The sequence below is a fragment of the Pantoea sp. EKM20T genome, assembly GCF_011800485.1.
In the GTDB taxonomy this organism is placed as follows: domain Bacteria; phylum Pseudomonadota; class Gammaproteobacteria; order Enterobacterales; family Enterobacteriaceae; genus Pantoea; species Pantoea agglomerans.
In genome coordinates, this window is the sequence record NZ_JAALFW010000002.1 from 522,196 (window position 1) to 538,361 (window position 16,166).

Here is a 16,166-nt window from a genome sequence, read left to right on the forward strand (position 1 = left end):
TTGCAAAGGACGAAAAAGTGTCTATCCCCGATTCATGGGATTTGAGTGATAACCAGAGACTTTTTATTGAGTCGTTTCTGGACCCTAAAAACAAATAACGTTGTCAGACCATTTCTTCGTCACTGTTCTTTTAAAACCGGAATTTCCGGTGGGCCTATAAATGCCCTTACCACATCCTGTTCGACCAAAGGGTGTCGCCTCTTTCTATAAGGTGACCGCAAAAACTTTTACGCCCGATTCCGGCGAAGGAGTGAACCAAATGAATATTATTAAAATGTCCTGGCTCAGCGCGTATGCATTCTCCTTTGCGTTCTGGTCTGCGGCGGTGTGGATAACCCTGTAATTTGAATTAAAATCACCTTTTCATGATGCCTTGTGACTTCACGGGGCATTTTCGTTTGCGATCGATTGTAGCAATTTGTGTTGTAATCAAAACGTTAACGAAATTGTGGTCTATCTTTAACATAAACCTTTGTCTCTCTGAGGTTTAAAGACCATGAATGAAAGGAGGAGCTATGTCGTCTACCCTACGCGAGCAGAGTCAGGAAGTACTGCAGGTCGACACCAAAAAATATCACATCTTCAGTCTTCCCCATGCTGCTCAACACCTTGGCAATATCGATCGCCTGCCAAAATCCCTCAAGGTCCTGCTGGAAAATTTACTGCGCTATCAGGATGGTGACTCTGTTACGACGGAGGACATCCAGGCGCTGGTTGACTGGCAAAAAGATGCCCACGCCGATCGTGAAATTGCCTACCGGCCAGCCCGTGTATTAATGCAGGACTTTACTGGCGTGCCTGCGGTAGTCGACCTTGCTGCGATGCGAGAAGCAGTGAATCGGCTAGGCGGCGATGTGGCGAAAGTCAATCCGCTGTCACCGGTTGATCTGGTTATCGACCACTCGGTGACTGTCGACCATTTTGGCAATGATGACGCCTTTGAAGAGAACGTCCGGCTGGAGATGGAGCGAAACCATGAGCGCTACGTCTTTCTCCGCTGGGGCCAGAAGGCGTTTGATAAATTCCGCGTGGTGCCGCCGGGCACCGGTATTTGCCATCAGGTGAACCTGGAATATCTCGGCAAGGCGATCTGGCATGAAACCGTGAATGGTGAAGAGTACGCCTGGCCCGATACCCTGGTCGGTACGGACTCTCACACCACCATGATCAACGCGCTTGGCGTGCTGGGATGGGGAGTAGGGGGAATCGAAGCCGAAGCCGCCATGCTCGGTCAGCCTGTCTCAATGCTTATCCCGGATGTGGTGGGTTTCAAACTCACCGGCAAACTGCGGGCGGGCATTACGGCAACCGACCTCGTGTTGACCGTTACCCAGATGCTGCGTAAGCACGGCGTTGTCGGTAAATTCGTTGAATTTTACGGTGATGGCCTGGCCGATCTGCCGCTGGCAGACCGCGCGACCATCGCCAACATGGCACCGGAATATGGCGCAACCTGCGGATTCTTCCCGGTTGATGACGTCACGCTGAGCTACATGACCCTGACCGGACGCGATGCCGAACAGGTAGCGTTAGTGGAAGCCTATGCCAAAGCGCAGGGTCTGTGGCGCAACCCTGGCGATGAGCCGCGTTTTACCAGCACTCTTGCGCTGGATATGAATGAGGTGGAATCGAGTCTCGCAGGACCAAAACGTCCGCAGGATCGGGTGTCGCTGGGCGATGTGCCCGCCGCGTTTGATGCCAGCAATGAGCTGGAAGTGAATCAGGCGCAGAAACCCCATAAAATCGTTGAGTATACCGACAGTGATACCGGGCTGACGCATAAGCTGACCGATGGAGCGGTGGTGATCAGTGCGATTACCTCCTGTACTAACACCTCCAACCCCAGCGTCTTAATGGCGGCCGGTTTACTGGCGAAGAAAGCGGTCGAGCGGGGGCTGAAACGTCAGCCGTGGGTCAAAGCCTCGCTGGCACCCGGTTCTAAAGTGGTTTCAGACTACCTGGCCGTCGCGCAACTGACCTCTTATCTCGACGAGCTGGGCTTTAATCTGGTTGGTTATGGCTGCACCACCTGTATCGGTAACTCCGGCCCGCTGAAAGATGAGATCGAGTCTGCGATCAAAGCAGGCGACCTTACGGTGGGTGCTGTGCTGTCCGGCAACCGCAACTTTGAAGGCCGTATTCATCCGCTGATTAAAACCAACTGGCTGGCGTCGCCGCCGCTGGTGGTGGCCTATGCGCTGGCGGGTAACATGAAGATCAACCTGCAGACCGAGCCGCTGGGCCACGATCGTCAGGGCCAGCCGGTCTACCTGAAAGATATCTGGCCTTCACCGGAAGAGATCGCTACGGCCGTGCAGCAGGTCACCAGCGACATGTTCCACAAAGAGTACGCTGAAGTCTTCGACGGTACGCCAGAGTGGCAGGAGATTAAGGTGAGTGAAGCCGCGACTTACGACTGGGATGAGGGATCGACTTATATTCGTCTGTCGCCTTTCTTTGACGATATGGAGAAAGAGCCTAAGCCGGTGCAGGATATTCGCGGTGCGCGAGTGCTCGCCATGCTGGGCGACTCGGTCACCACTGACCATATCTCACCGGCGGGCAGCATCAAAGCGGAAAGTCCGGCCGGACGGTATCTGCTGTCACACGGCGTGGAGCGTACAGACTTTAACTCCTATGGTTCGCGTCGCGGTAACCATGAAGTGATGATGCGCGGTACGTTCGCCAACATCCGTATCCGCAATGAGATGGTACCCGGCGTGGAGGGCGGTTATACCCGACACTACCCAAGTGGCGAACAGCTGGCCATCTATGATGCGGCAATGAAATATCAGGCGGAAGGCGTGCCGCTGGCGGTCATCGCGGGTCTTGAGTATGGCTCTGGTTCAAGTCGCGACTGGGCGGCGAAAGGACCACGTCTGCAGGGGGTCAGGGTAGTAATTGCGGAATCTTTTGAGCGTATTCACCGCTCAAACCTGATTGGGATGGGCATCCTGCCACTGGAGTTTCCGCAGGGTGTGACCCGCAAAAGTCTGGGGCTGACCGGTGATGAGCGCATTGACGTGGAAAACCTTCAGGCACTGACGCCTGGCTGCAGCGTTAAAGTGACGCTGACCCGTGCTGACGGCAGTAAGGAAGAGCTGGACACTCGCTGTCGCATTGATACCGGTAATGAGCTTACCTATTACCGCAATGACGGCATCCTGCACTACGTTATCCGCAATATGCTGGACTGAAAAAAAGCCGGGGAAACCCGGCTTTTTTTATGTAGCTTACAACGTCTGTAATAAGAAGCTGTGAGACCGTGGCTGCACAGGGAGCACGGTCAGATCGGAAAGACGCAAAAGCCGTGATCCATGACATGCCCGGCCCGCGCAATTACGCACCTCATCCCTGAGGTGCGCCCGTACCGGGCCAACGCTTTGCGTTGTTCAAAAACGCTCCCGGCGTTTTTATCCGGGCGGCGGGACGCTTTCTTCTTCTGACCGTGCCCCCTGCGCGTTGAGCTAATCCGTTGCTTGAGGATTCTCTCAGATTGGGCTTCTTAAATGGTCAGATGCCAGTGAATCCCAGCTTATTTATGACTTCGGCAGCAGATGCCCCATCTTTTCCGCTTTCGTATCCAGATAGTGCGCATTCTTAGGATTACGTCCCACGACCAGCGGCACGCGTTCAACAATGTTGATCCCGGCTTCGCTGAGGATCTCCACTTTACGCGGGTTATTGGTCAGCAGACGCACTTCATTGACGCCCAGCAGTTTGAACATATCGGCGCACAGCGTGAAGTCGCGCTCATCGGCGGCAAAGCCCAGCTGATGATTCGCTTCTACCGTGTCATACCCTTTGTCCTGCAACGCATAGGCGCGGATCTTATTCAGCAGACCGATGTTACGGCCTTCCTGACGGTGATAGAGCAGTGCGCCGCGACCTTCTTCTGCGATGGCATTGAGGGCGGCTTCCAGCTGAAAACCACAGTCGCAACGCAGGCTGAAGAGTGCATCGCCGGTCAGGCATTCAGAGTGAACGCGCGCCAGTACCGGCTCGTTATCATTAATATCGCCAAAAACCAGTGCAACGTGGTCATGCCCGGTTGCCAGTTCTTCAAAACCAACCATCAGGAAATCTCCCCATGGCGTGGGCAGTTTGGCTTCTGCCACCCGTTTAAGCTGCATGTGACTCTCCAGAACCTTCAGAGGATGCACTATCATCATGATAGTGCACAGGCCAGTGTGGCCCGACAAACGTGCAATATTGTGCCACAACCCGCAAGCGGGCTGGTAATCTCTGATACCAATTGCAGTGATAAAGCACAATTATCCAATCGGCAACGGTTATGTTATTCTTTTTTAAGCTAAAGTTATGCAATTGATCTCTTTTGACGCCGGGATAAGGGAAGAGGATGTTTAAGATTTCACGTCGTACCACCTTTGGAATGCTGCTGCTGCTGATCATGCCGGTTGCGGTCTGGCTGAGCGGCTGGCGCTGGCAACCAGGCGAAAGCAATGCGCTGCTGAAAGGTCTCTTCTGGATGACCGAGACCGTCACCAACCCCTGGGGCATTGTTACCAGCGTCGTGCTGAGTGCCTGGATGCTCTGGTGCCTGCGCTTTCGGCTGAAGCCAGCCATCCTGCTGTTGCTGATCATGAACGCCACCATTCTGGCCGGGCAATACACCAAATCCTATATCAAAGAGCAGATTCAGGAGCCGCGTCCCTATGTGATCTGGCTGGAACAGCATCACGGGCTGGATGAAAAGACCTTCTACGAGATGAAGCGCAAACAGCGTGGCGAGATGGTAACCTCACTGATTGCCGATGAGACGCAGATCCCAGGCTGGCTGAAACGGCACTGGGCGTTTGAAACCGGTTTCGCGTTCCCGTCGGGACATACTATGTTTGCCGCCAGCTGGGCGCTGCTGGCATTGGGTCTGCTCTGGCCGCGTCGGCACTATAAAACCGTGGTGGTGATCTTTCTGTGGGCCACCGGCGTAATGGCGAGTCGTCTGCTGCTGGGCATGCACTGGCCACGGGATCTGGCGATGGCAACCATACTCTCCTGGCTACTGGTCACCATTGCCACCTGGCTGGCGCAGCGATTCTGTGGCCCGCTGACGCTGCCGCCGGAAGAGCAAAAAGAGGTGGCGCAGCGGGAGCCCTGATTGTAATTCACCCGTAAGACCCCATATTATTAGACGGGCTTGCGTAAAAGCGACCCGCCCGATGCTGCTGGGAGCAGCATTTTTGCTGGAGTTTTGGCATAATTCTACCCGACAACCTCACAACAGGATGCACTGTGAAATATTTGCTGATTTTTTTAGTGGTACTGGTCATTTTCATTATTTCCGTCACCCTGGGTGCGCATAACGATCAGGTCATTACTTTTAACTATCTGCTGGCGCAGGGTGAGTTCAGCATCTCGACCTTACTGGCATCCCTGTTTGGCGCAGGTTTCGTGCTTGGCTGGATCATCTGCGGTCTGTTCTGGTTACGGACCCGCGTCTCCCTGGCGAATGCCAACCGGAAAATTAAGCGTATGCAGACCCAAATCGAGCAGAGTACTGCCCTGGCGACCACGCCATCTTCTCCGGCTGGCCGGGAATAATCCCTGATGCATGAATTGCTGTTTCTGTTACTGCCGGTGGCGGCAGCGTATGGCTGGTATATGGGCCGTCGCAGCGCGCATCAGGATAAGCAACAGGAAGCCAACCGACTGTCACGTGAATATGTCGCTGGCGTAAACTTCCTGCTCTCCAATCAGCAGGACAAAGCGGTCGACCTCTTCCTTGAGATGCTGAAAGAGGACAGCGGCACGGTTGAAGCACACCTGACGCTGGGCAATCTGTTCCGTTCGCGCGGGGAAGTCGACCGCGCTATCCGCATCCATCAGGCTTTAATGGAAAGCGCCTCCCTGAACTATGAGCAGCGACTGCTCGCCGTACAGCAACTGGGCCGCGACTATATGGCGGCGGGCTTATATGACCGCGCGGAAGACATGTTTAAGCAGCTCACCGATGAAACTGACTTTCGGGTGGGTGCGCTGCAGCAGCTGCTGCTGATCCACCAGGCAACCAGCGACTGGCAGCAGGCGATTGAGGTTGCGGAACGGCTGGTTAAGCTTGGCAAAGAGAAGCAGAAAGGCGAAATAGCCCATTTCTACTGCGAGCTGGCTCTGCAGGCGATGAGCAGCGACGATCTCGATCGTGCTATGAGCCTGCTGAAGAAAGGGGAGTCGGCCGATCGCAACAGCGCACGTATCTCGATCATGATGGGCCGTATCCTGATGGAAAAAGGCGATTACGCTAAAGCGGTGGGCCATCTGCAGCGGGTGCTGGACCAGGATAAAGAGCTGGTGAGTGAAACGCTGGGGATGCTGGAGACCTGTTTCCAGCAGCTCAATCAGCCCGACGCCTGGTCAGAGTTTCTTCATCGCTGTGTTGAAGAGAACACCGGCGCGGCTGCGGAGCTCTATCTGTCTGACATCCTTGAGCAGCAGCAAGGGCCCGAAGCGGCCCAGAATTACATCAGCCGTCAGCTGCAACGTCATCCTACCATGCGTGTGTTCCACCGCCTGATGGATTTAAATCTGCATGAAGCGGAAGATGGCCGGGCGAAAGAGAGCCTGATGGTGTTGCGTGACATGGTCGGCGAACAGATCCGCACCAAGCCGCGCTATCGCTGCCAGAAGTGCGGCTTTACCGCCCACGCACTCTACTGGCATTGCCCATCCTGCCGCACCTGGTCTTCGGTTAAGCCTATCCGCGGCCTCGACGGCCAGTAAACCGGCCGTTACAGCTGCACTGTTAATAGCCCATTGTAGTTACAACATACTAGAGAGCAGGTTAGCTTACAGACCTCAGCGACAGTGCATAATTTGCCAGGCAGGAGGGCAATGGCGATTGTGATGGTCAGACACCGCAGGTAGAATGCTTGCCGTTTGTCTATTGCGCCTGCGGGCGCCTGTTGCAGAGGAAATGCCATGCCTTCACCCCACAACGTGACCGCTTCGCCGATTCTGGTAGCGCTGGATTATCATGACCTCGACAGCGCACTGCGTTTCGTCGACCAGATCGATCCCCGCAGTTGCCGCCTTAAAGTAGGCAAAGAGATGTTTACGCTATTTGGCCCCTCGCTGGTTAACACTCTGCAGCAGCGCGGCTTTGAAATCTTCCTCGATCTTAAATTCCACGATATTCCCAACACCACCGCTCATGCCGTGGCGGCCGCTGCCGATCTCGGGGTCTGGATGGTCAACGTCCATGCCAGTGGCGGGGCACGGATGATGAACGCGGCGCGTGAAGCGCTGCTTCCCTTTGGTAAAGAAGCGCCCCTGCTCATTGCGGTGACTGTACTGACCAGTATGGATGCAGAGGATCTCAAAGGGCTGGGCATTACGCTTTCGCCTGCCGAACAGGCAGAGCGACTGGCGAAGCTGACACTGTCGTGCGGGCTGGATGGTGTGGTCTGTTCCGCCCATGAGGCTGTCCGCTTCAAACAGGTTTTAGGTCAGGAGTTTGCGCTGGTCACGCCGGGGATTCGCCCGGCAGGCAGTGATGCAGGCGATCAGCGTCGCATCATGACACCTGAGCAGGCGAAGCAGGCGGGCGTGGACTATATGGTTATCGGGCGTCCGATCACCCAATCCGCCGATCCTGCCGCTACCCTGCAGGCGATCCTGCACAGTCTGGAGACACAATAATGGCGAAGGATAATCCACTGGTTTACTCAACCGACAGCGGACGCATTACCCAGCCGGAGCCAGCGAAGGAGCGGCCAAAAGGGGATGGTGTTGTGCGCATCCAGCGCCAGACCAGTGGCCGCAAGGGAAAAGGCGTCTGCCTGATTACCGGTATCGACCTGGACGACGCGGCATTGACGCTGCTGGCGGCCGAACTCAAAAAGAAGTGCGGCTGCGGGGGTTCGGTGAAAAAGGGCGTTATCGAGATTCAGGGGGATAAGCGCGATTTACTGAAAAGCCTGCTGGAAGCCAAAGGCATGAAGGTCAAACTGGCGGGTGGCTGAAAAAAAATCGGGCTACCGAAGTAGCCCGATTGTTGTGTAGATGCTTAGCGTAGCCGATTATTCTTTTAATAAGGTCTTTAGTGGACCTGATGACCGATAATACCACCGACAGCGGCGCCACCGACTGTGCCGAGTGCGCTACCATTGGTCAATACTGAACCCCCAATCGCACCCGCGCCCGCGCCAATAGCGGTGTTGCGGTCACGTTTAGACCAGTTAGAACAGCCGCTCAGTGCAACAGCTAACGTAGTCGCCAGTACAACGGCAGTGATTCGTTTCATTGTTGTTGTCATACACTTCTCCTTTGATGTGCTCACAGAGGCAACACTCTTAGTATAGCTCCGATATTTCCTCAGCCCGCTTGTGTCGCATCATTGCCGCATCCGTGTCGGCATGGAAATGTGATCACCATGGACAAACCGTTTGTAGCGGGAGAGTCGCAATGTAAACCCGACAGGGCCACGCATTGCCTGAGAGGATTCTAAGCGTTCTGGTTAAATTCCGAAGATAGAAAATTCTGAAATCACGACACATTTTTGCATTCACAGCCATTCCTTCTGCGTTTATAGCCATTTGCTCCATAACTCTTTCGCGTCTGACTCCGCAAAATTCAGGGACGATTGTCAGCAGGAGAAAATAGATGCTGGAACACCTGAAACAACAGGTTCTGGAAGCGAATCTGGATCTACCCAAATACAACCTGGTGACCTTCACCTGGGGCAATGTCAGCGCTGTTGATCGCGAACAGGGTTTGCTGGTGATTAAACCTTCCGGCGTGCGCTATGAAGTGATGAAGCGCGACGACATGGTCGTGGTCGATCTGGCGAGTGGCGACGTGGTGGAAGGGGATAAACGCCCCTCCTCGGACACGGCGACGCACCGCGCGCTTTACCTCGCCTGGCCGGAGGTGGGTGGCATTGTCCATACCCATTCGCGGCATGCGACCATCTGGGCCCAGGCAGGACGACCGATTCCTGCCTGGGGAACCACCCACGCCGATGACTTCTATGGTGAGATCCCCTGTACCCGGTCGATGCGCAATGAAGAGATTCAGCACGACTACGAGTGGAACACTGGTGAGGTAATTATCGAGACTTTTGCGCAACGTGGGTTGTCTCCTTCGGCGATCCCGGCGGTACTGGTCAACTCTCATGGCCCGTTTGCCTGGGGGAAAGACGCTCATGCTGCGGTGCACAGCGCGGTTGTGCTGGAGGAGGTGGCGTATATGGGCCTGTTCAGCCAGCAGCTGACCGCTAATCTGCCGCCGATTAACCAGACACTGCTTGACCTGCACTACCTGCGAAAGCATGGCGAGAACGCCTGGTACGGGCAAAAATAGCGAGCGGGACGCCACGGCGTCCCGTTTTTTTTAGTCTCATCTGAGACTGGTATGGCGATCTCCATCATATTTATCAAAACAACAGGTCATTAAAAATAAAACAGCGTTTCATTTTATCGAGGCGATCACTGTTTTGATTACCTCAAGTCACTACTTTGCTTGCATCGCCTTCGGGCACTTCCTGCTCCATCCTCTGGCATAGCAAAGGTGACATCCATATGCATATCAAACGTGCTATAGACAAAATTCCGGGCGGTATGATGCTCATTCCGCTCTTTATCGGCGCACTCTGTCATACGTTTTCTCCAGGCGCCGGGAAATATTTCGGTTCTTTCACCAACGGCCTGATGACCGGCACGGTACCCATTCTGGCCGTCTGGTTTTTCTGTATGGGCGCGTCGATTAAACTCAGCGCCACCGTGACGGTACTGCGTAAATCGGGCACGCTGGTGCTTACCAAGATTGCCGTCGCCTGGGTTGTGGCTGCCATCGCCTCTCGGGTGATGCCGGAGAATGGCGTAGAAGTGGGGATGTTTGCCGGGTTATCGACGCTGGCGCTGGTGGCTGCCATGGATATGACCAATGGCGGCCTTTATGCCTCGATCATGCAGCAATATGGTTCCAAAGAGGAGGCCGGTGCGTTTGTGCTGATGTCTCTGGAGTCCGGGCCATTAATGACCATGGTTATCCTGGGCACCGCCGGCATCGCCTCATTCGAGCCGCACGTGTTTGTGGGGGCGGTCCTGCCGTTTATTGTGGGATTTGCATTAGGGAATCTTGATCCGGAGCTGCGCGACTTCTTCGGAAAAGCGGTCCATACGCTGATTCCTTTCTTCGCCTTTGCTCTGGGTAACACCATTAACCTGGGTGTCATTGCGGAAACCGGACTGCTGGGCATCATGCTGGGCGTGTCGGTGATCGTTATTACCGGTATCCCACTCATTCTGACCGATCGGCTGATTGGGGGCGGGGATGGCACGGCTGGCATAGCTGCATCCAGTACGGCAGGCGCAGCGGTGGCGACACCGGTGCTGATTGCCGAGATGCTGCCGCAGTTTAAACCGATTGCCCCTGCTGCCACGGCGCTGGTGGCAACGTCCGTGATTGTGACCTCCGTGCTGGTGCCGATCATCACGGCCATCTATTCAAAACGTGTTAAGCGTCTTCATGTTGCCGTGGAGCAGCGTGCCGCTATTAAGTAACCCGCCTAATCAATCCCCGACGCGCGAGTCGGGGATCACTCTGGATTTTGTGTTGTAAATCAATCTCTCATTTGGTCTGGCCTCACTCTGCATTACGCTGATGTGGCGTATTTAACGCATCAAATATAAACAGAGGATGAGACAATGACAGTTATTAACCAAGCAACGTGCAGATTATTTACCGAAGTCGGCAACACCACGCAGTTAGTCGCCTATTACGAAGAAGGGCGTCGTACTATGTGGATGATGTTGCGTGCACAGCCCCGTCCGAGCTTCAACCATGAACTGATTGAGGAGATCATGAATCTGAGCTACGCCGCTCAGCGTTCCGGTCTGCCGATCGACTTCTGGGTTACCGGCTCTCTGGTGCCACAGATGTTTAACGCCGGTGGCGATCTGCGCTTCTTTGTCGAGTGCATTCGCAATAACCGCCGTGAGGCGCTGCGGGCCTATGCCCGTGCCTGCGTTGACTGCATCCATTCGGCAGCACGGGGGTTTGATACCGGCGCGGTGACGCTGGCGATGATTGAGGGCAGTGCCTTAGGCGGCGGATTCGAAGCGGCGCTGGCGCATCACTTCATTCTGGCGCAGAACAACGCGCGGATGGGCTTTCCGGAAATTGCTTTTAACCTCTTTCCCGGCATGGGCGGCTACTCACTGGTCGCGCGTCGTTCCGGCATGAAACTGGCAGAGGAGTTAATTTGTGAAGGGGAGTCCCACAGCGCAGAGTGGTATGAAACGCGCGGACTGGTGGATAAAGTCTTCCAGCCTGGCGACAGTTACCGCGCCACCCGCACCTTTATCGATACGTTACGTCCTAAACTCAATGGCGTGCGGGCTATGCTGAAAGCGCGTCAGCGCGTGCTGCAATTGTCACGCGCTGAGCTGATGGATATTACCGAAGATTGGGTCGATTACGCCTTTACCATCGAACCTAAAGACATTGCTTACATGGAACGCCTGGTTCAGTTACAAAACCGCCACAGCGCATCACTGCGTAAAGCGGGTTAATCTGAATTAGCGTTAAACGCGGGCAGGATGCTTAGCCAGCCAATGCCCAAACTGTTCCGCGGGCATTGGTTTTGCGTAGTAGTAGCCCTGACGCCCATCGACACCACTGTTAAGGACAAACTTCTCTTCATCCGGGGTCTCAATACCCTCTGCAATCACCTGCAAATCGAGCGCCTTGGCGACGGCGACAATAGCTCGTACCAGCGATTGTGAGACGGGCTGTTTATTAATATCGCGGATAAAGCTTTGGTCGAGCTTGATGGCATTGATCGGCACTCGTGCGAGCTGAGAAAGCGATGAGTAACCCGTGCCGAAGTCATCCAGATGAACCTGTGCGCCCAGCTCCTGAAACTGCTTCATCAGCCGCAGGGCTTCAGCTTCATTCTCTATCAGGCAGCTTTCTGTGAGCTCAATATCGATAGGACAGTCGGTGATATTCGCCTCATGCAGTGCCTGTTTCAGGTCAGTATAGATGCTTTGATCAATCAGCTGACGTGCCGACACGTTGACGGCGACGCGCAGAAAAATGCCCTGCTGGCGCCAGACGATAATCTGTTTCAGCACATTGAGCATGACCCAGCGTCCCAGCGGCACAATCAGTCCCGACTCTTCGGCGTAGGGAATGAAATCAGCAGGGGAGACCAGGCCGCGCTCGGGTGAGTTCCAGCGTACCAGCGCTTCGGCGCTGCGGACTTCACCATCACTGTCGATTTTCGGCTGGTAATGCACCAGCAGGTGATCCAGCTCCAGCGCTTTACGCAGATTGGTGTCCAGCCACAGGTACTCAAAGACACGCTGGTTCATCTCTGCCGCGAAGACACAGAACTTGCCACGACCGTTCTCTTTGGCGTGATACATCGCGGTGTCAGCATTGCGAATAAGGCTCTCGCGATCTTCACCGTGCAGCGGCGCGAAAGCGATCCCGATAGAGCAGCCGCTGTACACTTCGATTAGTCCGATACGGAAAGGCTGACGCAGGCGCTCAAGAATGCGGGAGGACATCGCCTCCAGCGCAGCCTGGCTGGTGTGCTCAGCCAGCACCACAAACTCATCGCCACCCAGCCGGCCCAGAGTCTGGTCTTTACCCAGACAGCTAAGAATCGCCAGTGAAACCGCCTGCAGTAACTGATCGCCGAACATATGACCGTAGGCGTCGTTCACTTTTTTGAAATTATCGAGATCGAGGTAGACCACGCCGGTCTCATCGCGCTCAGATCGCTCCAGCGCCAGGCTAATCTGTTGATGAATTGCGTTGCGATTAGGCAAACCGGTCACCGTATCGGTGTTTGCCAGCACCCGGAGGCGTTCCTGGGCGCGTCGCTCCTCGGTTATGTCGGTGCCAGAACAGATGAGGAAAATTTCATTTTTGCCACTGCCGCTGTGAACAAACTTATTACGAAACAGAAACAGTCGCTGACCTTTTTTGGTTTTAACCCAGCGCTCCACCTCATAGGAGTTGCCGTCACGGAAGAAGCCCGCAATGTTGCGTCGTGACTGAGAGGCCTCCTGTTTGGTCATAAAGAGCTGAAAGACGTTACGGCCGATAACCTCATGCTCATTCAGACCGGTGTATTCTTCACTAAGACGGTTAAAACGCTGAATATTGCCGCGCTGATCGAGGATCACAATCACCGAGTTGGCTTCAGAAACCACCTGTTCGGCGAATGAAAGACCCAGGGTTAAGTCGCGGGCGACCGCTGAGGTATCGCCCCAGGCAGAAGCGGTTCCTGCCCAGGTCGCCTGGTTCACTTTGCGTCCGACAAAATGCATCGGAACATCAATGCCCTGCAGCGTCATGGTCAGATTAATGCTTGAAGTGATGACCGGCATCGCGCGTATCATGGCTGCCTGGCCGGGGGTTAACGGCAGGGCGATATTAGTTTGTGACGACTCATCTTCGGCTAAATGCAACGCATCGCTGTCCGCGGTCAGACGCCAATGAGGGCTGGTTGTACCGAAAAGGGTGTACAACAACGTTTGCCCTTGTTCATCGGTCATGGAAACTTCCTCCGGGAAGTGCTCTGCAGGCGTTATCTCATTATTTTAGCAACAGTATTCATCATCTGACGCCAGCACAAGATGCAAACCGAATATATTTTCCCATCCAGATAAGAATGGCACAAAAAAGCCCCGACATTGCGGGGCTGTTTAGTGCGGTCAGCAGGGACATTTACCCAGTTTGCCTGCCTGGCTGGGGAAGCGGGCATCCAGACAGTAACGGTGGAAATCGCGCTCATTCATCGGCGGCTGATCGGGATGATGGAGTCGCATATGCTGCAGATATTTTTGATAATCCTGCACCCCGACCATTAAGCGAAAACATTGTTGCAGGCCGCGCCAGAATCCCCGCCAGCTGAATGTCTGTGGCTGTGGGGAGGCGGCAGGCTGGCAGCGGATAATCTGCCACTCTCCCTGCGGACGCCGGGACTGATGAATAGCATCAGACATGACGCACCTCCTTGTTGCGCAGCGTCACAACGGACTCATGCGTAGTAGGAAGATCGCTGCGCAGCGCCCGGCGAATGACAAAGAACGCAGAGATGAGCATCGTGACCGCCACCAGCATAAAGAAGGCGCACAGGGCCGCGTTAATCTGATTGCTGAAGACGATGGTCTGCATATCCGCCACGCTTTTTGCCGGGGCGATGATCACGCCTTCATCCAGCCCTTTGCGGAACTTATTCGCCTGCGCCAGGAAGCCAATCGACGGTTTTTCATGGAAGATTTTCTGCCAGCCGGCAGTCATCGAGGTGATAAACAGCCAGACAGTTGGCAGGATAGTCACCCAGGCGTAACGCTGCTTTTTCATTTTAAACAGCACCACGGTGCCGAGGATCAGCGCCATGGACGCCAGCATCTGATTGCCGATACCAAACAGCGGCCACAGAGTGTTAATGCCGCCGAGCGGATCGACCACGCCCTGATAGACAAAGAAGCCCCAGCCCGCGACCGCCACGGTCGTGCCGGCCATATTGCCCAGCCAGGAGCGGTTATTCGCCATAGAAGGCACCACGGTGCCTGCCAGATCCTGCACCATAAAGCGGCAGGCGCGGGTACCGGCATCGACCGCCGTCAGAATGAACAGCGCTTCAAACAGAATGGCGAAGTGATACCAGAACGCCATCATCGCCCGGCTGTTAAAGATCTCGGTAATGATGTGGGCCATCCCCACCGCGAAGGTTGGCGCGCCGCCTGCGCGGGACAGGATCGAGCCTTCACCCACGTCACGGGCGATGCCGCTCAGCATTTCCGGCGTGACGACAAAGCCCCAGCCGTTGATCACCTGAGAGGCGCTTTCAACGGTGGTACCAATCAGCGCAGCCGGGGAGTTCATGGCAAAGTAGACGCCCGGATCGAGCACTGAGGCACAAATCAGCGCCATGATCGCCACAAAGGATTCCATCAGCATCGCGCCATAGCCAATAAAGCGGATATGACTTTCCCGCTCCACCAGTTTTGGCGTGGTGCCGCTGGAGACCAGCGCATGGAAGCCGGAGATGGCGCCGCAGGCAATAGTAATAAACAGGAACGGGAACATCGCGCCGGAGAAGACCGGGCCGGTACCGTCGATAAATTTGGTGACCGCCGGCATTTTCATCTCTGGCATGGCAAAGACAATCCCCACCGCCAGCCCGACAATCACGCCGATTTTAAGAAAGGTCGAAAGGTAGTCACGCGGAGCCAGCAGCAGCCAGACCGGCAGCACGGAGGCAATAAAGCCGTAGATCACCAGCACCCAGGTCAGTGAGGTGCCTTTCAGGGTAAAGAAGGGCCCCCAGTAAGGATGCTGGGCTACGTCACCACCATAGATAATCGCCGCCATCATCAGCACAAAGCCAATCAGTGAAACTTCGGCGATTTTACCGGGCCGGATAAAGCGCATGTAGACGCCCATAAACAGCGCAATCGGAATGGTGGCCGCGATGGTAAACAGTCCCCACGGACTGTTCGCCAGCGCCTTGACCACCACCAGCGCCAGCGCCGACAGGATAATGATCATGACGCCCAGCGCGCCGAGCATGGTCACCACACCGGCAAACGCACCCAGCTCCTGCCGCGCCATCTCGCCCAGTGAACGGCCATCACGACGGGTTGAGATAAACAGGATCAGGAAATCCTGTACCGCACCCGCCAGCATCACCCCGACCAGGATCCAGATGGTGCCAGGCAGAAAGCCCATCTGCGCCGCCAGAATCGGACCCACCAGCGGGCCGGCACCGGCAATAGCCGCAAAGTGGTGACCAAACAGCACCCATTTATTGGTCGGGACATAATCGAGCCCGTCGCTCAGCCGCTCGGCAGGCGTCATCCGGCGGTCGTCCAGTTCGAAAATATTGCGGGCGATAAACAGGCTGTAGAAGCGATAAGCGATGCTGTAACAGGCGACAGCGGCTATCACCAGCCAGACTGCGTTGACGTGTTCGCCGCGGCTGAGGGCCAGCATGGCGAAAGCGCCCGCGCCGATTAACGCCACCACTAACCAGATCGCACTGGTTTTGACGTTTTTCATGACTAACTCCTTGTGAGGACCGAGAGGAAAGCGATCGAAAACAACGAGTCAAACTTAATGTAATGGAATGTAAGTGAAAGTTAATCAGTGGAGAAGTGTGAAGCGGGGTACAAATTTAACTTTTT

At 55.2% G+C, this 16,166-nt stretch carries 14 protein-coding genes; 9 read left to right on the forward strand and 5 right to left on the reverse strand.

Annotation, left to right across the window (positions count from 1 at the left end; translation table 11 throughout):
- The first annotated feature begins 515 nt into the window (after window positions 1–515).
- The gene (acnA, locus tag HFD94_RS05675; RefSeq protein WP_167432870.1) at window positions 516–3,197 is read left to right on the forward strand and encodes an aconitate hydratase AcnA; all 2,682 of its coding nucleotides are present in this window, start codon (window positions 516–518) and stop codon (window positions 3,195–3,197) included.
- Window positions 3,198–3,539: 342 nt separating this feature from the next.
- Here acnA and ribA read toward each other — a convergent pair whose 3' ends face one another.
- A complete protein-coding gene (ribA, locus tag HFD94_RS05680) occupies window positions 3,540–4,133 on the reverse strand; it encodes a GTP cyclohydrolase II (RefSeq protein WP_010244482.1) in 594 nt (197 codons plus the stop codon).
- Window positions 4,134–4,360: 227 nt separating this feature from the next.
- On the opposite strand from ribA, the gene pgpB reads away from it, so the two are divergent.
- The 5 genes from pgpB to yciH all read left to right on the forward strand — a co-directional run bounded on the left by pgpB (window position 4,361) and on the right by yciH (window position 7,979).
- A complete protein-coding gene (pgpB, locus tag HFD94_RS05685; RefSeq protein WP_010244484.1) occupies window positions 4,361–5,119 on the forward strand; it encodes a phosphatidylglycerophosphatase B in 759 nt (252 codons plus the stop codon).
- 134 nt (window positions 5,120–5,253) lie between these two features.
- A complete protein-coding gene (locus HFD94_RS05690; RefSeq protein WP_010244487.1) occupies window positions 5,254–5,562 on the forward strand; it encodes a LapA family protein in 309 nt (102 codons plus the stop codon).
- A gap of 6 nt (window positions 5,563–5,568) precedes the next feature.
- Window positions 5,569–6,738, forward strand: a complete 1,170-nt coding sequence (gene lapB, locus HFD94_RS05695; RefSeq protein ID WP_045140308.1) for a lipopolysaccharide assembly protein LapB — start codon at window positions 5,569–5,571, stop codon at window positions 6,736–6,738.
- Window positions 6,739–6,936: 198 nt separating this feature from the next.
- Complete coding sequence (gene pyrF, locus HFD94_RS05700; RefSeq protein WP_022625580.1) at window positions 6,937–7,656, forward strand: orotidine-5'-phosphate decarboxylase; 720 nt, start codon at window positions 6,937–6,939, stop codon at window positions 7,654–7,656.
- Window positions 7,656–7,979 (forward strand): stress response translation initiation inhibitor YciH, encoded by a 324-nt coding sequence (yciH, locus tag HFD94_RS05705; RefSeq protein ID WP_045140309.1) that lies wholly within the window; start codon window positions 7,656–7,658, stop codon window positions 7,977–7,979. The genes pyrF and yciH overlap by 1 nt, the downstream gene beginning before the upstream one ends.
- A gap of 77 nt (window positions 7,980–8,056) precedes the next feature.
- On the opposite strand, the gene osmB is transcribed toward yciH, so the two are convergent.
- Window positions 8,057–8,272, reverse strand: a complete 216-nt coding sequence (osmB, locus tag HFD94_RS05710; RefSeq protein ID WP_003853848.1) for an osmotically-inducible lipoprotein OsmB — start codon at window positions 8,270–8,272, stop codon at window positions 8,057–8,059.
- 347 nt (window positions 8,273–8,619) lie between these two features.
- Here osmB and araD point away from each other — a divergent pair, with 347 nt between their 5' ends.
- The 3 genes from araD (at window position 8,620) to HFD94_RS05725 (ending at window position 11,531) form a co-directional block, all read left to right on the forward strand.
- The gene (araD, locus tag HFD94_RS05715) at window positions 8,620–9,318 is read left to right on the forward strand and encodes an L-ribulose-5-phosphate 4-epimerase (RefSeq protein WP_010244508.1); all 699 of its coding nucleotides are present in this window, start codon (window positions 8,620–8,622) and stop codon (window positions 9,316–9,318) included.
- A gap of 218 nt (window positions 9,319–9,536) precedes the next feature.
- The gene (gene kdgT / locus HFD94_RS05720) at window positions 9,537–10,520 is read left to right on the forward strand and encodes a 2-keto-3-deoxygluconate transporter (protein WP_167432871.1); all 984 of its coding nucleotides are present in this window, start codon (window positions 9,537–9,539) and stop codon (window positions 10,518–10,520) included.
- A 144-nt stretch (window positions 10,521–10,664) separates the two neighbouring features.
- Window positions 10,665–11,531: a crotonase/enoyl-CoA hydratase family protein gene (locus tag HFD94_RS05725; protein ID WP_003853843.1), complete on the forward strand. Its 867-nt coding sequence runs from the start codon at window positions 10,665–10,667 to the stop codon at window positions 11,529–11,531.
- A gap of 12 nt (window positions 11,532–11,543) precedes the next feature.
- Here the strand turns inward: HFD94_RS05725 and pdeR are convergent, their stop codons facing one another.
- The 3 genes from pdeR to HFD94_RS05740 all read right to left on the reverse strand — a co-directional run bounded on the left by pdeR (window position 11,544) and on the right by HFD94_RS05740 (window position 16,041).
- The gene (pdeR, locus tag HFD94_RS05730; RefSeq protein WP_033757832.1) at window positions 11,544–13,529 is read right to left on the reverse strand and encodes a cyclic di-GMP phosphodiesterase; all 1,986 of its coding nucleotides are present in this window, start codon (window positions 13,527–13,529) and stop codon (window positions 11,544–11,546) included.
- A gap of 159 nt (window positions 13,530–13,688) precedes the next feature.
- Window positions 13,689–13,979 carry a YbdD/YjiX family protein gene (locus HFD94_RS05735; protein ID WP_167432872.1) on the reverse strand — a complete coding sequence of 97 codons (291 nt, stop codon included), beginning with the start codon at window positions 13,977–13,979 and terminating at the stop codon, window positions 13,689–13,691.
- Window positions 13,972–16,041 (reverse strand): carbon starvation CstA family protein, encoded by a 2,070-nt coding sequence (locus tag HFD94_RS05740; RefSeq protein ID WP_010244523.1) that lies wholly within the window; start codon window positions 16,039–16,041, stop codon window positions 13,972–13,974. Before HFD94_RS05740 ends, HFD94_RS05735 begins: the two co-directional genes overlap by 8 nt.
- Window positions 16,042–16,166 lie beyond the last annotated feature (125 nt).